This is a genomic window from Kribbella sp. NBC_00889 (assembly GCF_045207705.1).
Taxonomy (GTDB): domain Bacteria; phylum Actinomycetota; class Actinomycetes; order Propionibacteriales; family Kribbellaceae; genus Kribbella.
The window spans coordinates 5,622,414-5,639,302 of the sequence record NZ_CP108783.1; the positions used below are offsets into that span (position 1 = coordinate 5,622,414).

A 16,889-nucleotide genomic window follows, 5' to 3' on the forward strand; every position below is an offset into this window, starting at 1 on the left:
CGGTTTCGCTGACGCCGAAACAATAGCGTTCACTCTCCTTCCAACGCAACGATCTCGGCACCAGGCGTTGCATTAAAACCAGAACTGTTGCAACGATAGTTGTGTTCTGACCTACGCAGATGTCGATCCTGCGCAACGATTGTGTTGCCAAGTTCTCAAACGCAACGTAGCGTTTCCGGTGTCAGAAACCACTGGTCCAGGAGGACAGCACAATGCAGAAGTTCGACACCCCCACCACGATCTCCACCGTCCTCGACATCCCGGCAGGACGCCTTCAGTTCATCGCCGCCGACCGTTCCGACACCACTGTCGACGTCCGGCCGTCGAACGCCTCGAAGAGCCGCGACGTGAAGCTCGCGGAGCAGACCACGGTCGAGTACGCCGACGGCGTACTGCGGATCGAGGCCCCGACGACCACCCAGATCCTCGGCAGCTCCGGGTCCATCGAGGTGACCGTCCAGCTCCCCGCAGGCTCCGGCATCGAGGCCAAGGCGGCCAGCGCCGAGTTCCGCGGCGTCGGACGCCTCGGCGACGTCACCTACGACAGCTCGCACGGCGCGATCAAGATCGACGAGGCCGCGAGCCTCCGCCTGGCCACCCAAGCCGGTGACGTCTCGGTCGGCCGTCTCAACGGCTCCGCCGAGATCACCACCGCGAAGGGCGACATCACGATCGCCGAGGCAGTGCGCGGCGACGTCGTACTACGCACCCAGGTCGGCAACGTGTCGGTCGGTACCGCGGCCGGAGTGTCCGCCTCGCTGGACGCCGGCACCACCGTCGGCCGGATCCAGAACTCGCTCAAGAACACCGGCGACGCGACCGACCTGACCATCCACGCCACCACCACCCAGGGCGACATCACCGCCCACAGCCTCTGAAGCGCACCGATCACCGACAAGGAACCCAGAGAATGACCACCACGCAGGACTACCAAGCCGCCGAGCAGCTCCTCCGCCGACCCGCCCGCCCCGGCGAGCTCGTCGTCGGCGACAAGGTCAGGCCGCAGTGGATCGACGGAGGCGCCCGGTTCTGGTACGCCGTGAGCACCGGCGCCGGCAAGCGGTTCGTCTTGGTCGACCCGGCGGCGGGCACTCGCGAACCGGCCTTCGACCACGCTCGCATCGCCGCCGCGCTGACCGCGGCCTCCGGGCAAGAGGTCGACCCTGAGTCCCTTCCGTTCATGGGCATCGCACTCGCAGGAAACGCCGTCGAGTTCGACGCGTTCGGCGAGTACTGGCGCTGCAGCCTGGACACCTACACCTGCGAGCGGGCGGAGTTCACGCCGCCGGGCAACCCGCTGGAGGTCCCATCGCCGGACAACAAGGTCGCGGTTTCCCGGAGGGGGCACGACCTGTGGGCGCGCTCGCTGTCCGACGGGCGCGAGTGGGCGCTGACCACCGACGGCGAGCCCGACTACCAGTACGGCGCCGGCCCGGCCAGCACCGGCAACAGCACCTTGCTGCGCAAGATCGGTCTGCCGTACATGCCGCCCGCGGTGGCCTGGTCGCCGGACTCGACGAAGGTGTTGGCGCACCGGACCGATGAGCGCAACGTCCGGCAGACCCACCTCGTGGAGGCCAGGCCCGCCGACGGCAGCGCACCGGTCCTGCACACCCAGCGGTACGCGTACCCCGGCGACGAGCACATGCCGCAGGCCGAGCTGGTCGTACTGGACGTTGCCGAGGGCACCGTGGTCCGCGCACAGACCGCGCCGCTCCTGATGCCGCAGGTGTCGCCGATCATGGCCAAGTGGGCGTGGTGGGCTCAGAACGGCTCGGCGGTGTACTACCTCGACCGGCCCCGCGACCTGCGCACGCTCACTCTGTACCGGCTGGACCCGACCACCGGCCAGGTCACCACTGTGGTCAGCGAGACCGGGGACACCAGGGTCGAACCCAACCAGTGGCTGTTCGAGCCACCGATCGTGCAGGTGCTGGCCGACGAGGTGCTGTGGTACTCGCAGCGAGACGGCTGGGGCCACCTGGACCGGTACGACCTGCACACCGGCGAACTGCTGGGGCAGGTCACCTCCGGGCACTGGGCGGTGCGGCAGATCCTGCGCGTCGACGAGGCCGAGCGCGTGGTGTACTTCGTTGCGTCCGGGCTGGTTGACGACGATCCGTACCGGCGTACGGTGTGCCGCGTCGGTCTGGACGGCACCGGCTTCGCCAAGGTCACCGACGACGAGCTGGATCACGTCGTCACGCCGGCGGCCAACCCGGCGTACTTCATCGACTCCGCGTCCACCGTTGACGTCGCGCCAGTGTCGCGCGTCGTCGACTGGACCGGGCGGGTGGTGGTCGAGCTCGAGCGCGCCGACATCGGCAAGCTCACCGCCACCGGCTGGACGGCGCCCGAACGGTTCCGCGTGAAGGCGGCCGACGGGGTGACGGACATCTACGGCGTGCTGTACCGGCCGCGGGGATTCGATCACGCGCAGCGGTATGCGGTGGTGGACACCCTCTATCCAGGCCCGCAGGTCAACCGGGTCGCGCCGGGCTTCGACCCCGGTGGGATGGGCCTCGACGCGGAACCGCTCGCGGCGCTCGGCTTCGTGGTGATCGCGCTGGACGGCCGCGGCACTCCTGGGCGGAGCAAGTCCTTCCACGATGCCTCGTACGGTCACGTGGCCGACGCCGGCTCGCTGGCCGACCATGTCGCGGCGCTGCAGCAGTTGGCCGAGACCCGGCCGTGGATGGACCTGGACCGGGTGGGCGTGTTCGGTCACTCCGGGGGCGGGTTCGCGGCTGCGCGGGCAATGCTGGACTTCCCCGAGGTGTACAAGGCCGGCGTCGCCATGTCCGGCTCGCACGACCTCCGCTACTTCAACCTGGGCTTCGCGGAGACGTACGACGGAGCGGACAACCCCGAGGCCTGGGCTGCTGCCTCGAACGTGGATATCGCGGACCGGTTGGCGGGCAAGCTCCTGCTCATCCACGGCGAGATGGACGACCAGGTCCACCCGCACCACACGCTCCGGCTGGCCGACCGACTCGTTGCCGCAGACAAGGACTTCGAACTGCTCATCGTCCCCGGGGCCGAGCACACTCTGATCGACTGCCTCGCCTACGTCCGCAAGCGCTCCTGGGACTTCCTGGTCCGCGAACTGACCGGCACCCAACCCGCCACCTACCGCCCCGCCCCCATAACCCTCAGCCCAGAACTACTAGCCGACCTCTTCGCCTGAGCGTTCCGGTCGACGGGAGGGATGTCTGGGCATCCCTCCCGGGTTCAGGCCGGGGCGAATTCTTCTGTGTCTACTCGGGTTCTGCGTTCGTAGGAGGCTATGGCGGTTTGGGCCAGTTGGAGGGCTCGGCGGCCGACGGTGGCGGGGATGGGGGGTGGGGCGCCGGTCTGGAGGGCGGTGATGACGTGGTCGACGTGACGGTCGAAGGTGGAGTGGAACGAGCGGGCCTCGTCGTTGAAGTAGCCCGCTTCCCACACACTGCTCGTCTCGTCCCCGGCCCGGGACAGCGTGAGACGCCGTACCGTGTCGTGGATCGTGAGACGGCCCGCGGTGCCGTTGATCTCGATCAGCTGGCTGTCCGGATAGGCGTACGACGAGTCGTAGCTGCCGAGAATGGTGCCGACGGCATCGTTCTCGAACCCGAGCGCCAACGCCACCGTGCTGTACGCCCCGTACGTCTTGCGAGTCATCTGCGCGGCGATCGACCGGATCGGCCCACCGAGATGCTCGAGCATGTCGAACCCGTGGCACTGCGTCTCGATCAGGTTCGCGTGCGGCGACTCCCCGTAGTTCGCCTCGCCGCCGAACCGCCAGGTGAGAAAGAGCAGTTCGCCGAGTACGCCGTCCTGGATCGCCCGCTGCGCGCGGACGACGGGCTCGGCGTACCGGTGGTTGAAGTTGATCCCGAAGAAGATCCCGCGATCCTCGGCCCGGCGCAGGAGCTCGTCGGCCTCGGCCAGGTCGAACACCAGCGGCTTCTCGACCAGCAGGTTCGCGCCCGCGTCGATCAGCGCGAGCGTCGGCTCGAAATGCCCCTCGTTGGGCAGGCAGACCGTGACCAGGTCCGGCCGCGTCTCCTTGACCATCGCGCCGAGATCCGTGTACGGCGCCGTCCGGTACTCCGCCGCCCGTTCGGCCGCACTCGACGGGGTCCGCGCCGCGATCGCGACCAGCTCACAGTCGCTCCGGCCGGAGAAGATCCGGGCGTGCTGCCGGCCCCAGCCCCCGGCACCGACCACCGCAACGCGCACCGTCATCCGATCTCCTGGGTGATGACGACCTTGCCGGTCTGACCGGAGAAGAACAGCTCGAACGCGTTGCTCAACTCGCTCACGGGCAGACGATGGGTGATGACCTTGCCGATGTAGTCCGTCTGCGCTCGGAGGAGTTCGAGGTTCTCGGGAAGTTCGTCGTACCGAAAGTATTCGCTCCCCATGACCGCCCGCTCGGGCGCGATCAGATCGCGCGACACGTCGAGCGACAACCCCTCGCCATGACCGACACAGATCAGTCCGCCTCGGCGGCTGCTCGCGGCGAGTGCGAGCTCGCGCGCCGCCTGCCGACCGGAAGAGTCGAAGCTCATGTCGGCGCCCGCGGCGATGATGCCGTCCCGGTCGTCCGCCGCGAAGCTGACCGCACCGAGGCTCTCGGCGAACGTGCGCCGCCAGTTGCTGACGTCGGAGACGAACACCGGGAAGTCGGTGCCGAACCGGACCTTCGCCATCACCAGCAGGCCGAGACCGATCGGGCCGGCTCCCGCGACGAAGATGCTCTCGATGTCGGGGCGGATCAGCTGGGCCCGGCCGAGCGCGTGCGAACTGGTACCCATCACGTCGAGCAGCATGGTCGCGGTCGGCAGGTCGAGCTCGTCGCCGATCGGGAAGAAGTTGCTCTCGTGCACGACGGCGTACGGGCCGTAGCCGCCGTCGGTGTTCTGGCCGACGTCGCCGCGCTTGGCGAAGCACTGGTTGGTCGCGCCGACCCGGCAGCTGCGGCACTCGCCGCAGAAGTCCATCAGGTAGACGACGCCCCGGGTGCCCGGCGCGGTCGTCGTCCCGGGACCGGCGTCGGCGACGATGCCGGCGGCCTCGTGGCCGGGGACGATCGGGCTGCCGTCGTAGTACTCGTGCCGGTCGGTGCCACAGATGGCGTTCGCGGCGATCCGCAGCCGCAACTCACCGGCACCCGGTTCGCGGTACTCGTGGTCGGTCCACTCGATCTTCGCGTCACCCCGGAACCGGGGGACGACGGCGGGGACGGGCATGCCGGACTCCATTCCTCAGTAGTCAGCCGGCAAGGGACTCGCAGATGTCCCAGGCGGATTGGCGAAGAAGCGCGGCGGTGTCCGCGTCGAGACCCTTCACCGGTACGTCGACGCCCACCGGGTCCTCGTTCAGCAGGGCGATGAGAAACACGCAGGCCGCGAGGTAGCTCCCGGCGAGCGCGGGGTGACTGTTGTCCGCGTCGTGCAGGGCGGGTTCGTCGTGGGTGCTGAGGAAGCGTTCCCACACCATGCCGACCGGGACGAGGGTCGCACCGAGCTCCACCGCACTTCCGGCGTACGCCGAAGTCAGCGCCTCCTGCGCTTCGGGAGCGTTCCGCCGGGCCCACGTCAGGTAGAGCGCGGTCCGCGCACCGGCTTTCTTGATCGCCGCGTCGAAGTCCCGCACGCTGTCCCGCATCCGCGCCGGACTCTTGACCGGCAACGTGCTCTGCTCCTGCAGTACGACGGTGTCGAACGACCCACCGGCGATCGCCTCGAGCGCCTTTCCGGCGTTCAGATGCTGCCGCAACGACGCACCACCGGCGGAGATCAGTTTGTGCTGGATATCGATCCCTCGCGCCCCGGCCAGGCCCTTCAGCAGTCCGGGCAGGTTGTTCCGCGACGTGAAGCTGTTCCCCACGAACAAGATGCGCACGAGAGGGACGCTACTACGCTGGGGCGATGGCTGAGCTGCGGATCGTGTCGGTGAGTGACGATGACACGTTGCTGGACTGGCAGCGGGTGCACAACGAGATCATCCCGACGGCGCCGCTGTCGGTCGACGACGTGCGGGGCCGGGTGACGCGACACGTGCTCGAGGTCGCGTACGACGGCGATCTGCTGGTGGGCAACTCGACCGTGCGACCACCGTCGGAGGAGACGGCTGCCGCGACTGTGATCGCCCGAGTACTCCCGGCGTACCGACGGCGTGGGTTCGGCGAGGCGATCTATCAGCGCTGCCTGCAGCGCGCCCGTGAGCTGGTCAGTGACGGCATCGAGACGCACATCCTGGCCAGCAACGAGGACGGGCTGCGGTTCGCCAAGGCGCACGGATTCGTCGAAGTGGAGACGTACCTGCTGCCCGGCGACACTATTCCGTTCGTCGAACTACGACTCGATGAGTGAGGATGCGATAGTGCGCTTCTCGATCAACATTCCGAACTTCGGCGACTTCGCCGACGCCCACACGGTCGCGCGGGTGGCCGCCGCGGCCGAGGAGGCCGGCTGGGACGGACTCTTCCTCTGGGACCACGTCGTCCACAGCAAGGAACGGCGGAAAGGTCAGCCCTTCGGGGACCCGTGGATGCTGCTGACCGCGGCCGCGCTGGCGACGTCGCGGATCAAGCTCGGTCCGCTGGTGACGCCGATCGCGCGGCGACGGCCGGAACAGCTGGCGCGGCAGGTCGCGACCCTCGACGGGATGAGCGGCGGCCGAGTCATCTTCGGCGCCGGCCTCGGCGGGCCGATCGACGACGAGTTCGGCAGCTTCGGCGACGAGACCGATCCGAAGGTGCTGGCCGCGCGACTCGACGAGGGCCTCGACGTACTCGCCCGGTACTGGTCCGGCGAGACTGTGAACCACCAAGGCGAGCACTACCGGGTCGATGAGGTCACGTTGCTCCCGGCAACGGTTCAGACGCCGCGGCCGCCGGTCTGGCTCGCCGGGTACTGGCCGCGCAAGGCTCCGATGCGCCGCGCCGCCCGCTGGGACGGCGCCGTACCGCTGTTCCGCAGCGCCAACCACGGCGAGGCTCCGCCGGTCGAGGAGGTGCGCGAGCTGATGGCGTTTCTCCGCGACCAGGGCGCCGGCGCGACCACGCCGTACGACGTCATCGTCGGCGGGATCAGCCCGGCGGACCCAGCGCGGTCACGCGCGCTGATCGAGCCGCTGGCCGAGGCCGGTGCGACCTGGTGGGACGAGCGCCAGCTCCTCGGCGGCACCGACTTCTACCGCCTTGACCCGGTCCTGCGCCGCATCGAGCAGGGTCCGCCCAGCCTGGGCTGACTGCGAGAAGGGCGCTAAACCTATCCTGGCTGGTATGAGCGAGGAACATCCGTCCTGTTGTGCGCCGTCCCGCCCGGTGGTGGGGATCTCGGCGCCGCCTCCCGTACCGGCCGCCGAGCCAGGGCGGCATGAGGTCGAGCAGGTGGCGCTGGCGGGTGGCGAGTTCGCGATGGGTGACGGGACCGGCGACGGCAACACCGGTGATGGCGAGGTGCCTGTCCACCAGGTGCAGCTCCAGCCGTTCAGCATCGATGCGACGAGCGTGACCAACCAGGACTTCGAGCGCTTCGTCGAGGCGACCGGGTACCGGACGGAAGCCGAGACGTTCGGCTTCTCAGCGGTGTTCCATCTGGCCTTGAAGACCGAGCCGGCGGAGTTCATGGGTCCGGCCTCGGGTACGCCGTGGTGGGCTGGGGTGCGCGGCGCCGACTGGCGTCATCCGGGCGGGTCGTTGTCGGATCTGGACGGGCTCGACGACCACCCGGTCGTCCACGTGAGCTGGAACGACGCGGTCGCGTACTGCTCGTGGGCCGGGCGGCGGCTGCCGTCGGAGGCCGAGTGGGAGTACGCGTCCCGCGGCGGACTCGAGGGCGCCCGGTACCCGTGGGGCGACGAGCTGATCGGGCCTGACGGGGAGTGGCGCTGCAACATCTGGCAGGGCGTGTTCCCGGAGCGCAACGATCTCGAGGACGGCTACCTGACGACCGCGCCGGTCCGCACCTTCACGCCGAACGGCTACGGCCTGTGGCAGACGGTCGGGAACGTGTGGGAGTGGTGCGCGGACTGGTTCGGCCCGCGGTACTACAAGTTCACCCCCGGCGAGGACCCGCGCGGCCCATCCCTCGGCGCCGCCCGGGTGATGCGCGGCGGCTCGTACCTGTGCCACGACTCGTACTGCAACCGCTACCGCAACTCGGCCCGCTCGTCGAACACCCCGGAGTCGTCGATGGGCAACGCCGGCTTCCGCACCGTCGCGCTCACCCCGCCGGCCTAGTCGGCCAGGTGCTCCTCGGGCGCCAGTTGCTCCTCGGGCGCCGGTTGCCGGAGGCCCGGAGTACTGGCGGCCACCGCCGCGACCGCGACGACACAGAGGATGGCGCCGGACGCGAGCGAGGCCACCGGTGACGTCAACTGGGCGACCACACCGCCGCGGAGGTTGCCCAGGTCCGGCCCCGCCTGACCGACTATTTGTTCCGCAGCGGTGACGCGACCGAGCAATTCGTTCGGCGTGTGCAACTGGATGATCGTGCTGCGCGAGACGACAGACACCGTGTCGGCGGCACCGGCCAGGGCGAGGAAGACCAACGCGAGCCAGGCCGTCGGCGCGAACGCGAACAGCAGCAGGGCGATCCCCCAGGCGGCGGAGGCGACCAGCATCACCACGCCGTGCCGCGGCAGCCGGGTGAAGACACCGGACAGTACCGATGCCGCCACGCCACCGACCGCGATCGCGGTCAGGAACAGCCCGAGCGTCCGCGGATCGTTGCCGAACCGCTCCGCGTTGATCACCGGGAACAGGCTGACCGGCATCGCGAGAACCGTGGCCGCGAGATCAGTGATCAACGCTCCACGGATCACCGGCGTCGACACCAGGAACGCCAACCCGTCCCGCACACCCCGCAACCCCGCCCGAGCCACCGCCGCGACCCGCAGTCTCGGCAGACCGAGTACGCCGTACAAGGCGGCGATGAAGCTGAGACAGTCGATCAGGTAGCAGGCCCCGGTCCCCCAGGCACTCACCACGAGGCCGCCCACTGCGGGCCCGATCAACATCGGCCCCTGGAAGGCGATCCGGTTCAGCGCGATGCCGCTGGAGAGCAACTCGCGCGGCAGCAACTGTGGCAGCACGGTCCGCGCCACCGGCCCGCTCGCGGCGCCGAACGCCGCTTGCGCGGCCACCAGCCCGAGCAGTACGCCGACAGGCACCGAACCGATGATCAACTGACTCGCCATCAGGCCCGCCGTGACGAGCTGCCCAGTCGTGGTGATCAGGTAGAACCGCCGCCGCTCGAACCGGTCGACCGCCGCACCTGCGAACAGCCCGAGCAGGATCAACGGCAGGGCCTTCGACAACCCGACCGCACCAGTCCACGCCGCACTCGAGGTCTCGTCCCACACCTGGAACATCACCGCGACGAAGGCCAACTGCCCGCCGAAGGCGGACAGCATCTGCCCGGCCCAGAGCCGCCGGAACGCCGGCGAGACCCGCAGCGGGCGCAGGTCGATGAACGCCCGCATCATTGCTTCGGCGAGGGATCGCCCTCGAATCCCTGCAGCTTCTCCGCGATCCGGTCGCGGAAGCTCTTCCGCGCCAGCGCCTCCTCGACGTCACGGACCACCTGCGTCATCGGATACGGGATCTCCGCCTCCAGCTCGGTGATCGCCGCCTCCGTCGCCCGCCACTCGGCCGCGAGCAGCTCGACGATGGCCTTGGACTTGGCGGTCAGCGTGACCTTCTTGCTGCGAGCATCGGTCCCCGGCACGGTTCGCACCAGACCCGCGGTGCGCATCGCGGACACCTTCTGGCTGAGGGCCGAATGCGTACGGCCGACCGACTCGGCCAGCTCGGTGATCGTCATCGGCCCCTTGGCCTGCAGCCGCAGCAGCTCCATCACGTACGTCGGCTTCAGGCCCTTGATCTGCCGCTCGGTGTAGATGCGCGCGATCTCGGCATCCATCCGGGCCTGCAACTGGTACAGGCCACGCCACTGACTCTGTTCGGTCGGATCGTCCATGCCCTAGATCGTAACAGCACTTATATAAGTTCTGTCAGATTCGGCCCGGCGGCTCGCCCTGCGGATCCAGACGACGGCGAGCACCGCGGCGGCGAGGCTGATGCCCGCGAGCGCCGCGAAGCCGTAGTGCGTGCCGGTGCGGTCCGTGATCGCGGACGTGACCAGCATGACGACGACCGTCGTGGCCAGACCGTAGCCGTTGGCGACACCGAACGCGCGCCCGACCTGGGACTCGTCCACCGACGTCATCAGCAGCAGACGCGTCGCGATCCTGGCCTGGCCGAACACGAACGCGCCGAGGAGCACGAGTCCCATCAGCGCACCAACACCGAACAGCGGCTGCAGCACAAGCAACGCGTTGCACCCGACGAACCCGATCAGCGCGACCCGCAGATCACCCAGCCGTACGACGGAACGCCGGTAGGCCATCGCGGCGAGCAGGAACCCGGCACCCCCGAGGGCGTCCACGACACCGACCACAGCCGCACCGCGATGCCACTCACCGACAATCAGGACGGGCAGCAGCGCGTTGAACACCGTCACCACCACCAGCCCCTGACCGTAGAGCAACGCCAGCGCTCCGACCGGCAACCTGGCCACCACTCGCTTGGTCACCGACGGCGCCTCGACCGACGCCCCCGACCGCCGGCGACGGGCGCCGACGGCAACAACAAGCAGCGCCGAGGCAACGAACGTGATCCCGTTGAACACGAACAGCGGCGTGGAACCGAAGTACTGCAAGGCGAATCCGCCGACCGATGCCGACAGCAACATCCCGCTCTGCAACGCGATCTCGTAGTGCCCGTTGAAGCGGCGCAACTCCGGCGCCGGCACTCGCTCCCGCACCAACGCGGCGCTCACCGGCATGAACAGCGCGGCCACCACGGCCAGCGCGAAGTTGCTCGCGTAGACGACGGCCTGCTGCGGCGCGCCGACGGCCAGCCCGATCGGCAGACCCAGCGCCGCGACCGCGCTGACGACGTCGCAGCCGATCCACAGCAACCGCCGGTCGAGCCGATCCGCCAGCCGGCCGAAGTACGGCGACAACACCGCCTGCGGCACGGCGACGGCGATGAACAGCCAGCCGACGTCGAGCATCGACCCCTGCGCCTGGACGAGCAGCAGCGCGGCGCCGATCAGTTGGATGTTGTTCCCCAGGGACGTGATGAAGGCTGCGGGCAGCAGCAGTCTGTGCGATCTGATCACTCGCCCGACGCTGCCATCAATCACTGACAATCGATGTCAGCCTTGTTTTTCGATACCGCAGTAGCGAAAATAGAGAAATGGTGAGAGGACGACCGAGGGACGCCGGCGTCGAGGCACGCGTGCTCGAGGCCGCCATGGCCGAGATGCGAGCCGGTGGGTACGACGGTCTGTCGGTCGACCGGGTCGCGGACCGGGCCGGCGTGGCGAAGACGACGCTCTACCGCCGCTGGCCGTCCAAGGCCGAACTGGTGATCGCGATGATCACCGGCCTACGCGCTGCCGTGCCGTTCGAGCCGAGCGGCGACCCGCGCCGCGACCTCACCGAGCTGGTGACGGGCATCGCCACGACGCTGAGCGCCGTACCGACGACCCTGATCGCCGATCTGGCCGCGGCCGCGGCTCGGGAGCCGCGGGTCGGTGAGAGTGTCCGTGCCCTTTGGGGTGAGCGGCACGCGGCTGTCACCGCGATCATCGGGCGGGCCCAGGCGGACGGTCTCGTCCCTGGGCACGCCTCTCCCGCCGTATTGGTCGACCAGCTGGTCGGGCCGCTGTACTACCGGCTCCTCGTCACGGGTGAGCCGATCGATTCCGCCTACGTGAGGGAGCTGGTGCACAGCACCCTCGGACCTGATCCGGAGAAGTCATGAAGAAGCGCCGCAAGATCCTGGTTGCCCTCGGCACCCTTGTCGTCCTGTTCGCCGGGTACACCGTCTACACGATCGTCCGGCCGTTCGTGCTGCACACCGAGCTCGACATCGCCGCGCCACCGGAGCAGGTCTGGAAGGTGCTCGCGGACCGGCAGGCGTACCCGGAGTGGAACCCGTTCATCGTGTCCTCCACCGGTGAGCTGACGGCCGGCGGGACCATCACCAACGTCCTGCGCGACACCGACGGCAAGGAGCTCACCTTCTCGCCCAAGCTGCTCGTGGTCGAGCCGGGCAAGGAACTGCGCTGGATCGGCAAGGTCGGCTTCGGCGGCATCTTCGACGGTGAGCACTCGTTCCGCCTCGAGGCGCTGCCCGACGGCCACACCCGGCTGATCCAGCAGGAGACGTTCCGCGGCGCGGCCGTCCCCTTCACCCGCTCCATGCTCTCCGGCACCATCGAGCCCCAGTTCGTCGCGATGAACCACGCGCTGGCCGCCCGCGCGACCGGCTCCTGATCCATGCACCATTCGCATCAACAGTGTGGAAAAGATTCATTGGACCGATGAAGCGATCCTTGGTTGGGTCGGTGTCATGGAGATGCGCACGTTGGGACGAGTAGGGATCGAGGTCAGCCCGGTCGGGTTCGGGTGCTGGGCGATCGGCGGTCCGTTCAGCAATCCGGCCGGCGACCCGCTGGGCTGGGGTGAAGTGGACGACGAGGAGTCGGTGCGCGCGATCCGGCGGGCGATCGACCTCGGCGTGACGTTCTTCGACACCGCCGATGTGTACGGCGCGGGTCACAGCGAGCGAGTGCTCGGCAAGGCTCTCGAGGGGCGGCGGGGGGAGGTCGTGATCGCGACCAAGTGGGGCAACACCTTCGACGAGTCGACGCGAGTCATGCACCATCAGGACGGCTCGGTCGAGTACCTGCACAAGGCTGTCCGGGCGTCGCTCGACCGGCTCGGCACCGACCACATCGACTTGTACCAGTTGCACTTCGACACCAGCGACGAGATCGCGCTGCCGTTGCGGGAGGCGTGCGAGGACCTGGTCCGCGAAGGACTGATCCGCAGCTACGCCTGGAGCACTGACACGCTGCACAGCGCGGAGCTCTTCGCCGAGGGCGAGCACTGCTCGGCGGTGCAGCACGAGGCGAGTGTCCTGCACGATGCGTCGGACTTCTTCGCGCTCTGCGAACGGGCCGATCTCGCCAGCATCAACCGGACGCCGTTGGGCATGGGCATCCTCGGCCGCCGCGCCGCGGATCGGCCGGCCACCGGCGCGGACATCCGCACGCTGCCGCCGTCGTGGCTGCGCTTCTTCGACAAGGGCGGCGTACCGGCTCCGGAGTGGTGGGACAAGGTGTCGGCGATCCGGGACGTACTGGAAAGCGACGGCCGGACGCTGGCACAGGGTGCGCTCGCGTGGCTGTGGGCGCGGAGCGCGCGGACCGTCCCGATTCCTGGTTTCCGCACCGTCGCACAGGCCGAGGAGAACGCGGCCGCGATGTCGTTCGGTCCGCTCCGCGAGGAGCAACTGGCGGAGATCGAGAAGTTGCTGACGGAGTGAGCTGATCCGCTGGGCAGGACGTGCCCTCGTCTTGCCCAGCGGGCCGTTTATCGATATACCTCCTGTAGAGACAGGAGGTCCACGTGCTGCTAGGCGATGGGTTTGGTGGTGCCGCGCCCGATCAGGTGCGCCGGCACGATCAGTTCCTGCGGGTCGCGGGTCGGGCCGCCGTTGAGCTGGGCGAGCAGCAGCGCGGTGATCGCGTCGGCCATCTCCTCGTGCCCCGGGTTGACGGTGGACAACGACGGGACCAGGTACGGCGCTTCGTCGATGTCGTCGAAGCCGACCACCTGGACCTCGTCCGGCACCCGCAGCCCGGCGTCGGCCAGCGCGCGCAAGGCGCCGATCGCGACGAGATCGGTGAGTGCGAACACGGCATCGAAGCCGATCCCCCGCTCGAGCAGTCGCCGGACCTCGTCGTACCCGTCCTGAAGGCGGAACTGGCACCGGACGGTCAGGTCCGGATCCATCGGTACGCCGGCCTGGGTGTGCGCGAGCGCGTAGCCCTCGGCACGCAGGGACGGCATGTTCGCCGAACCGGCCGGATCGCCACCGAGCATCGCGACGCGGCGGGCACCGGTGGCGAGCAGGTGCGCGGTCGCCTGCCGGGCCCCGTCGATGTTGTCCATCATCACGTGGTCGAACCCCGACGGCAGCGCCCGCTCACCGATCATCACCACTGGCGCGTCGGTGCGGATCTGCGCCAGTTCGGCCGGGTCGATGTCGACCACACTGAGGATCAGGCCGTCGTACATCCGGAGCCGGGAGAACGCGACCGCGTCCATCTCGCCCTCGCGGCTGGCGCCGGTCCGTTCCATCACGATCCGCAGGCCCTGCGCCTCGAAGCGATCCGCGAGCCGGCCCGCCAGTTGACCGAAGTACGGGCGCTCGAGTTCCGGAACCGCGAGGCCGACCACGCCGGTGCGGCCGGCGCGCAGGTGCCGGGCGGCCAGATTGACCTGGTAGCCGAGCTCGTTGATCGAGGCCAGGACCCTCTCCCGGGTCGCGGCACCGACCCGCGGCCGGCCGTTGATCACGTTCGAGACCGTCATCGTGGACACCCCCGCGGACCGCGCCACGTCGGCCATCGTCACCACGGTGGATGCCTTCTTCATGGCGACAACTGTAAAAGACCAAGGAGCTGAGTCATGTCGACTGCATCAGCAGCGCGCGTCGTGATCGATCTCGACGTCCCCGGTCCGGCCATCAGCCGGCATCTGTACGGGCACTTCGCGGAGCATCTCGGCCGCTGCATCTACGGTGGCTTCTACGTCGGCGAGGACTCGGACCTGCCGAACGAGGGCGGCATCCGGCTGGACGTCGTCGAGGCGCTGCGAGCGCTGGACATCCCCAACCTGCGCTGGCCGGGCGGCTGTTTCGCGGACGAGTACCACTGGAAGGACGGCATCGGGCCTAAGGCCGACCGTCCGTCGATGATCAACACCCATTGGGGAAATGTTGAAGAGAGCAACCACTTCGGCACCCACGAGTTCATGGCGCTGTGCGAACTGCTCGGTGCCGATGCGTACGTGAACGGCAACGTCGGGAGCGGGACCGTCCAGGAGATGAGTGAGTGGGTCGAGTACCTCACCCGCGACGGTGACAGCCCGATGGTCAGGCAGCGCAAGGCCAACGGCCGCGACGAGCCGTGGAAGGTTCCGTTCTGGGGTATCGGCAACGAGGCCTGGGGATGCGGCGGCAACCAGCGCGCCGAGGCGTACGCCGATCTCGCCCGCCGCTACGCCACGTTCTGCCGGGACCATGGCGACAACAAGCTCTACCGGATCGCGGCGGGTGCCTCCAACGACGACCTGGCTTGGACCGAGGCGTTGATGAAGGCCGTGAGCTGCCTCGGCTGTGGTCGCACGCCGCGAAACATCTTCCAGGCCGTCTCGATCCACTACTACACGGTCGCCGGGACCTGGGACAGCAAGGGCAGCGCGACCGAGTTCGATGCCGAGGACTACTACCGCACGATCATCAAGGCGCAGGACATCGAGCGGGTCATCCGCGGCCACAAGGCGGTGATGGACGCCTACGACCCCGACCGGGCGATCGGCCTGGTGCTGGACGAGTGGGGCACCTGGTGGGACGTCGAGCCGGGCACGAATCCCGGATTCCTGTACCAGCAGAACGCGATGCGCGATGCGCTGGTCGCGAGCCTGCATTTCGACGTGTTCCATCGGCACGCCGATCGGTTGACGATGGCAAACATCGCGCAGACCGTGAACGTGTTGCAGGCGATGCTGCTCACCGACGACGACGGTGGACTGGTCCGCACCCCGACGTACCACGTGTTCGAGATGAACAAGGGTCATCAGGATGCGGTGTCGGTCCCGGTCCATGTGGTCGAGCGGCCGGCGCCGTACGAGCTGGACGGGAAGACGATGGAGCTGCTGTCGGTGTCGGCGAGTGTCAAGGACGGGCAGGCACTGATCTCGGTCAGCAACCTGGATCCCGTTGCGCCGCTGGACGTCGTACTGGATCTGCGGGGTGGCGAGATCCGGAACCCGGCAGGACGGTTGCTCACGGCATCGAAACCGCAGGACCACAACACGCCGAGTGACCCGCAGGCGGTGGCTCCGGCTCCGCTCAGAGTGGAACCGGAGCCCCGCGGCCTGCGGGTCACCCTGCCGCCGCACTCGTTCGCGACGATCAGCTCGGCTTTGTGACCGGGATCTGGAACTCGTGCACCCAGTTCGCCGGGTTCTCCGGGTCGAACTGGAGCGTGACCTCGCGGGCGTAGCCATGGCTGCGGTACCCGTTGTCCTCGATCCAGCGGGCCAGCGTCTGGGTGCTGCGTTCAGCGTCCATCATGTCGCCCTGGTGCACGATGGTCGCGGCCTGTACGAGCTCGGGGAGTTCCACGATCTGGACGTCGGCGCCGGTGGCGCCGGCGTCGACGGGGACGGCCGCATGGACCAGGATCTTCTCGTGCTCGGCGTCCTCGTAGTACGCGACCGGCGAACCGCACGGGTTGACACCGGCCGCACAGAGGCGCTCGAACAGCTGGCCGAACAAGGGCTGGAGGACGGGACCGATGTCCGCACCGTCGTAGCTCGCCAACATGGCGGACAGTTCGGCGACCTGGGTCGCTGGGATGTGTTTCAGGACAACGTCGTCGGTAGGCATGTGACCTTCCTTCTCGATCAGGCGGAGCCTCGCCTCGACACTGACGAGTTGCGACGTACCGCGCGCCAGGTCGGCCTCCAGCTGCGCCTGGCGCAGCCGCAGCATGCCGCGGAGTTCCTCGGCGCTCAGCTTGGCGTCGACGATCTCCTGGACCTGCTGGAGGCTGAACCCGAGATCCTTCAGTGCGATGATCCGGTTCAGCCGGCTGAACTGGTCGGCCGAGTAGTAGCGATACCCGCTGACCGCATCGACCACGGCCGGCCGGAGCAGCCCGATCGCGTCGTAGTGCCGAAGCATCCGGGGCGATACCTGCCCGAATGCCGCGAAGTCTCCGATGGTGAACATGCCCCCACCTTCCGGCTTG

At 68.6% G+C, this 16,889-nt stretch carries 17 protein-coding genes; 9 read left to right on the forward strand and 8 right to left on the reverse strand.

All coding sequences use genetic code 11. The annotated features are described in order from the left end of the window. The first annotated feature begins 212 nt into the window (after positions 1–212). Positions 213–878 carry a hypothetical protein gene (locus tag OG817_RS27385; RefSeq protein WP_406047482.1) on the forward strand — a complete coding sequence of 222 codons (666 nt, stop codon included), beginning with the start codon at positions 213–215 and terminating at the stop codon, positions 876–878. 32 nt (positions 879–910) lie between these two features. After that, positions 911–3,187, forward strand: coding sequence for a DPP IV N-terminal domain-containing protein (locus OG817_RS27390; protein WP_406047483.1), 2,277 nt, complete (start codon positions 911–913; stop codon positions 3,185–3,187). Between the two features lie 44 nt (positions 3,188–3,231). Here the strand turns inward: OG817_RS27390 and OG817_RS27395 are convergent, their stop codons facing one another. The 3 genes from OG817_RS27395 to OG817_RS27405 are packed head-to-tail and all read right to left on the reverse strand — an operon-like array spanning position 3,232 to position 5,886. Further along, complete coding sequence (locus tag OG817_RS27395) at positions 3,232–4,224, reverse strand: Gfo/Idh/MocA family protein (RefSeq protein WP_406047484.1); 993 nt, start codon at positions 4,222–4,224, stop codon at positions 3,232–3,234. Next, positions 4,221–5,231 carry an alcohol dehydrogenase catalytic domain-containing protein gene (locus OG817_RS27400; protein ID WP_406047485.1) on the reverse strand — a complete coding sequence of 337 codons (1,011 nt, stop codon included), beginning with the start codon at positions 5,229–5,231 and terminating at the stop codon, positions 4,221–4,223. The genes OG817_RS27395 and OG817_RS27400 overlap by 4 nt, the downstream gene beginning before the upstream one ends. A 22-nt stretch (positions 5,232–5,253) precedes the next feature. Beyond that, the gene (locus OG817_RS27405) at positions 5,254–5,886 is read right to left on the reverse strand and encodes a hypothetical protein (protein ID WP_406047486.1); all 633 of its coding nucleotides are present in this window, start codon (positions 5,884–5,886) and stop codon (positions 5,254–5,256) included. Positions 5,887–5,912: 26 nt separating this feature from the next. Here OG817_RS27405 and OG817_RS27410 point away from each other — a divergent pair, with 26 nt between their 5' ends. From OG817_RS27410 to OG817_RS27420, 3 genes are read left to right on the forward strand one after another with little or no spacing between them, the layout of a single operon-like run. Beyond that, on the forward strand, positions 5,913–6,356 hold the full coding sequence (locus OG817_RS27410; protein ID WP_406047487.1) for a GNAT family N-acetyltransferase: 444 nt from the start codon (positions 5,913–5,915) through the stop codon (positions 6,354–6,356). Beyond that, positions 6,349–7,236 (forward strand): LLM class flavin-dependent oxidoreductase, encoded by an 888-nt coding sequence (locus tag OG817_RS27415; protein ID WP_406047489.1) that lies wholly within the window; start codon positions 6,349–6,351, stop codon positions 7,234–7,236. The genes OG817_RS27410 and OG817_RS27415 overlap by 8 nt, the downstream gene beginning before the upstream one ends. Positions 7,237–7,270: 34 nt before the next feature. After that, positions 7,271–8,230 (forward strand): formylglycine-generating enzyme family protein, encoded by a 960-nt coding sequence (locus OG817_RS27420; RefSeq protein WP_406047490.1) that lies wholly within the window; start codon positions 7,271–7,273, stop codon positions 8,228–8,230. Here the strand turns inward: OG817_RS27420 and OG817_RS27425 are convergent. The 3 genes from OG817_RS27425 to OG817_RS27435 are packed head-to-tail and all read right to left on the reverse strand — an operon-like array spanning position 8,227 to position 11,177. Next, positions 8,227–9,474 (reverse strand): MFS transporter, encoded by a 1,248-nt coding sequence (locus OG817_RS27425; RefSeq protein WP_406047491.1) that lies wholly within the window; start codon positions 9,472–9,474, stop codon positions 8,227–8,229. The two genes, OG817_RS27420 and OG817_RS27425, sit on opposite strands and share 4 nt — an antisense overlap. Then, a complete protein-coding gene (locus OG817_RS27430) occupies positions 9,474–9,971 on the reverse strand; it encodes a MarR family winged helix-turn-helix transcriptional regulator (protein WP_406047492.1) in 498 nt (165 codons plus the stop codon). Before OG817_RS27430 ends, OG817_RS27425 begins: the two co-directional genes overlap by 1 nt. 3 nt (positions 9,972–9,974) lie before the next feature. Beyond that, entirely contained in the window at positions 9,975–11,177 is a 1,203-nt protein-coding gene (locus OG817_RS27435) for an MFS transporter (RefSeq protein WP_406047493.1), read from the reverse strand. A 77-nt stretch (positions 11,178–11,254) separates the two neighbouring features. Here OG817_RS27435 and OG817_RS27440 point away from each other — a divergent pair, with 77 nt between their 5' ends. The 3 genes from OG817_RS27440 to OG817_RS27450 are packed head-to-tail and all read left to right on the forward strand — an operon-like array spanning position 11,255 to position 13,393. Then, positions 11,255–11,824: a TetR/AcrR family transcriptional regulator gene (locus OG817_RS27440; protein ID WP_406047494.1), complete on the forward strand. Its 570-nt coding sequence runs from the start codon at positions 11,255–11,257 to the stop codon at positions 11,822–11,824. Then, the gene (locus OG817_RS27445) at positions 11,821–12,339 is read left to right on the forward strand and encodes an SRPBCC family protein (protein WP_406047495.1); all 519 of its coding nucleotides are present in this window, start codon (positions 11,821–11,823) and stop codon (positions 12,337–12,339) included. Before OG817_RS27440 ends, OG817_RS27445 begins: the two co-directional genes overlap by 4 nt. A gap of 25 nt (positions 12,340–12,364) precedes the next feature. Then, positions 12,365–13,393 (forward strand): aldo/keto reductase, encoded by a 1,029-nt coding sequence (locus tag OG817_RS27450; protein WP_406047496.1) that lies wholly within the window; start codon positions 12,365–12,367, stop codon positions 13,391–13,393. An 89-nt stretch (positions 13,394–13,482) separates the two neighbouring features. On the opposite strand, the gene OG817_RS27455 is transcribed toward OG817_RS27450, so the two are convergent. Then, complete coding sequence (locus tag OG817_RS27455) at positions 13,483–14,508, reverse strand: LacI family DNA-binding transcriptional regulator (protein ID WP_406047497.1); 1,026 nt, start codon at positions 14,506–14,508, stop codon at positions 13,483–13,485. 33 nt (positions 14,509–14,541) lie between these two features. On the opposite strand from OG817_RS27455, the gene OG817_RS27460 reads away from it, so the two are divergent. After that, on the forward strand, positions 14,542–16,065 hold the full coding sequence (locus OG817_RS27460) for an alpha-N-arabinofuranosidase (protein ID WP_406047498.1): 1,524 nt from the start codon (positions 14,542–14,544) through the stop codon (positions 16,063–16,065). Here OG817_RS27460 and OG817_RS27465 read toward each other — a convergent pair. Further along, the gene (locus OG817_RS27465) at positions 16,049–16,870 is read right to left on the reverse strand and encodes a MerR family transcriptional regulator (RefSeq protein WP_406047499.1); all 822 of its coding nucleotides are present in this window, start codon (positions 16,868–16,870) and stop codon (positions 16,049–16,051) included. The two genes, OG817_RS27460 and OG817_RS27465, sit on opposite strands and share 17 nt — an antisense overlap. Between the last annotated feature and the right edge of the window lie 19 nt (positions 16,871–16,889).

Bases quoted from the DNA above. Each gene is read 5' to 3' on its own strand.
- OG817_RS27385 (WP_406047482.1), top strand. From the start codon at position 213: ATGCAGAAGTTCGACACCCCCACCACGATCTCCACCGTCCTCGACATC.
- OG817_RS27390 (WP_406047483.1), top strand. From the start codon at position 911: ATGACCACCACGCAGGACTACCAAGCCGCCGAGCAGCTCCTCCGCCGA.
- OG817_RS27395 (WP_406047484.1), bottom strand. From the start codon at position 4,224: ATGACGGTGCGCGTTGCGGTGGTCGGTGCCGGGGGCTGGGGCCGGCAG.
- OG817_RS27400 (WP_406047485.1), bottom strand. From the start codon at position 5,231: ATGCCCGTCCCCGCCGTCGTCCCCCGGTTCCGGGGTGACGCGAAGATC.
- OG817_RS27410 (WP_406047487.1), top strand. From the start codon at position 5,913: ATGGCTGAGCTGCGGATCGTGTCGGTGAGTGACGATGACACGTTGCTG.
- OG817_RS27415 (WP_406047489.1), top strand. From the start codon at position 6,349: ATGAGTGAGGATGCGATAGTGCGCTTCTCGATCAACATTCCGAACTTC.
- OG817_RS27420 (WP_406047490.1), top strand. From the start codon at position 7,271: ATGAGCGAGGAACATCCGTCCTGTTGTGCGCCGTCCCGCCCGGTGGTG.
- OG817_RS27425 (WP_406047491.1), bottom strand. From the start codon at position 9,474: ATGCGGGCGTTCATCGACCTGCGCCCGCTGCGGGTCTCGCCGGCGTTC.
- OG817_RS27430 (WP_406047492.1), bottom strand. From the start codon at position 9,971: ATGGACGATCCGACCGAACAGAGTCAGTGGCGTGGCCTGTACCAGTTG.
- OG817_RS27440 (WP_406047494.1), top strand. From the start codon at position 11,255: ATGGTGAGAGGACGACCGAGGGACGCCGGCGTCGAGGCACGCGTGCTC.
- OG817_RS27445 (WP_406047495.1), top strand. From the start codon at position 11,821: ATGAAGAAGCGCCGCAAGATCCTGGTTGCCCTCGGCACCCTTGTCGTC.
- OG817_RS27455 (WP_406047497.1), bottom strand. From the start codon at position 14,508: ATGAAGAAGGCATCCACCGTGGTGACGATGGCCGACGTGGCGCGGTCC.
- OG817_RS27460 (WP_406047498.1), top strand. From the start codon at position 14,542: ATGTCGACTGCATCAGCAGCGCGCGTCGTGATCGATCTCGACGTCCCC.
- OG817_RS27465 (WP_406047499.1), bottom strand. From the start codon at position 16,870: ATGTTCACCATCGGAGACTTCGCGGCATTCGGGCAGGTATCGCCCCGG.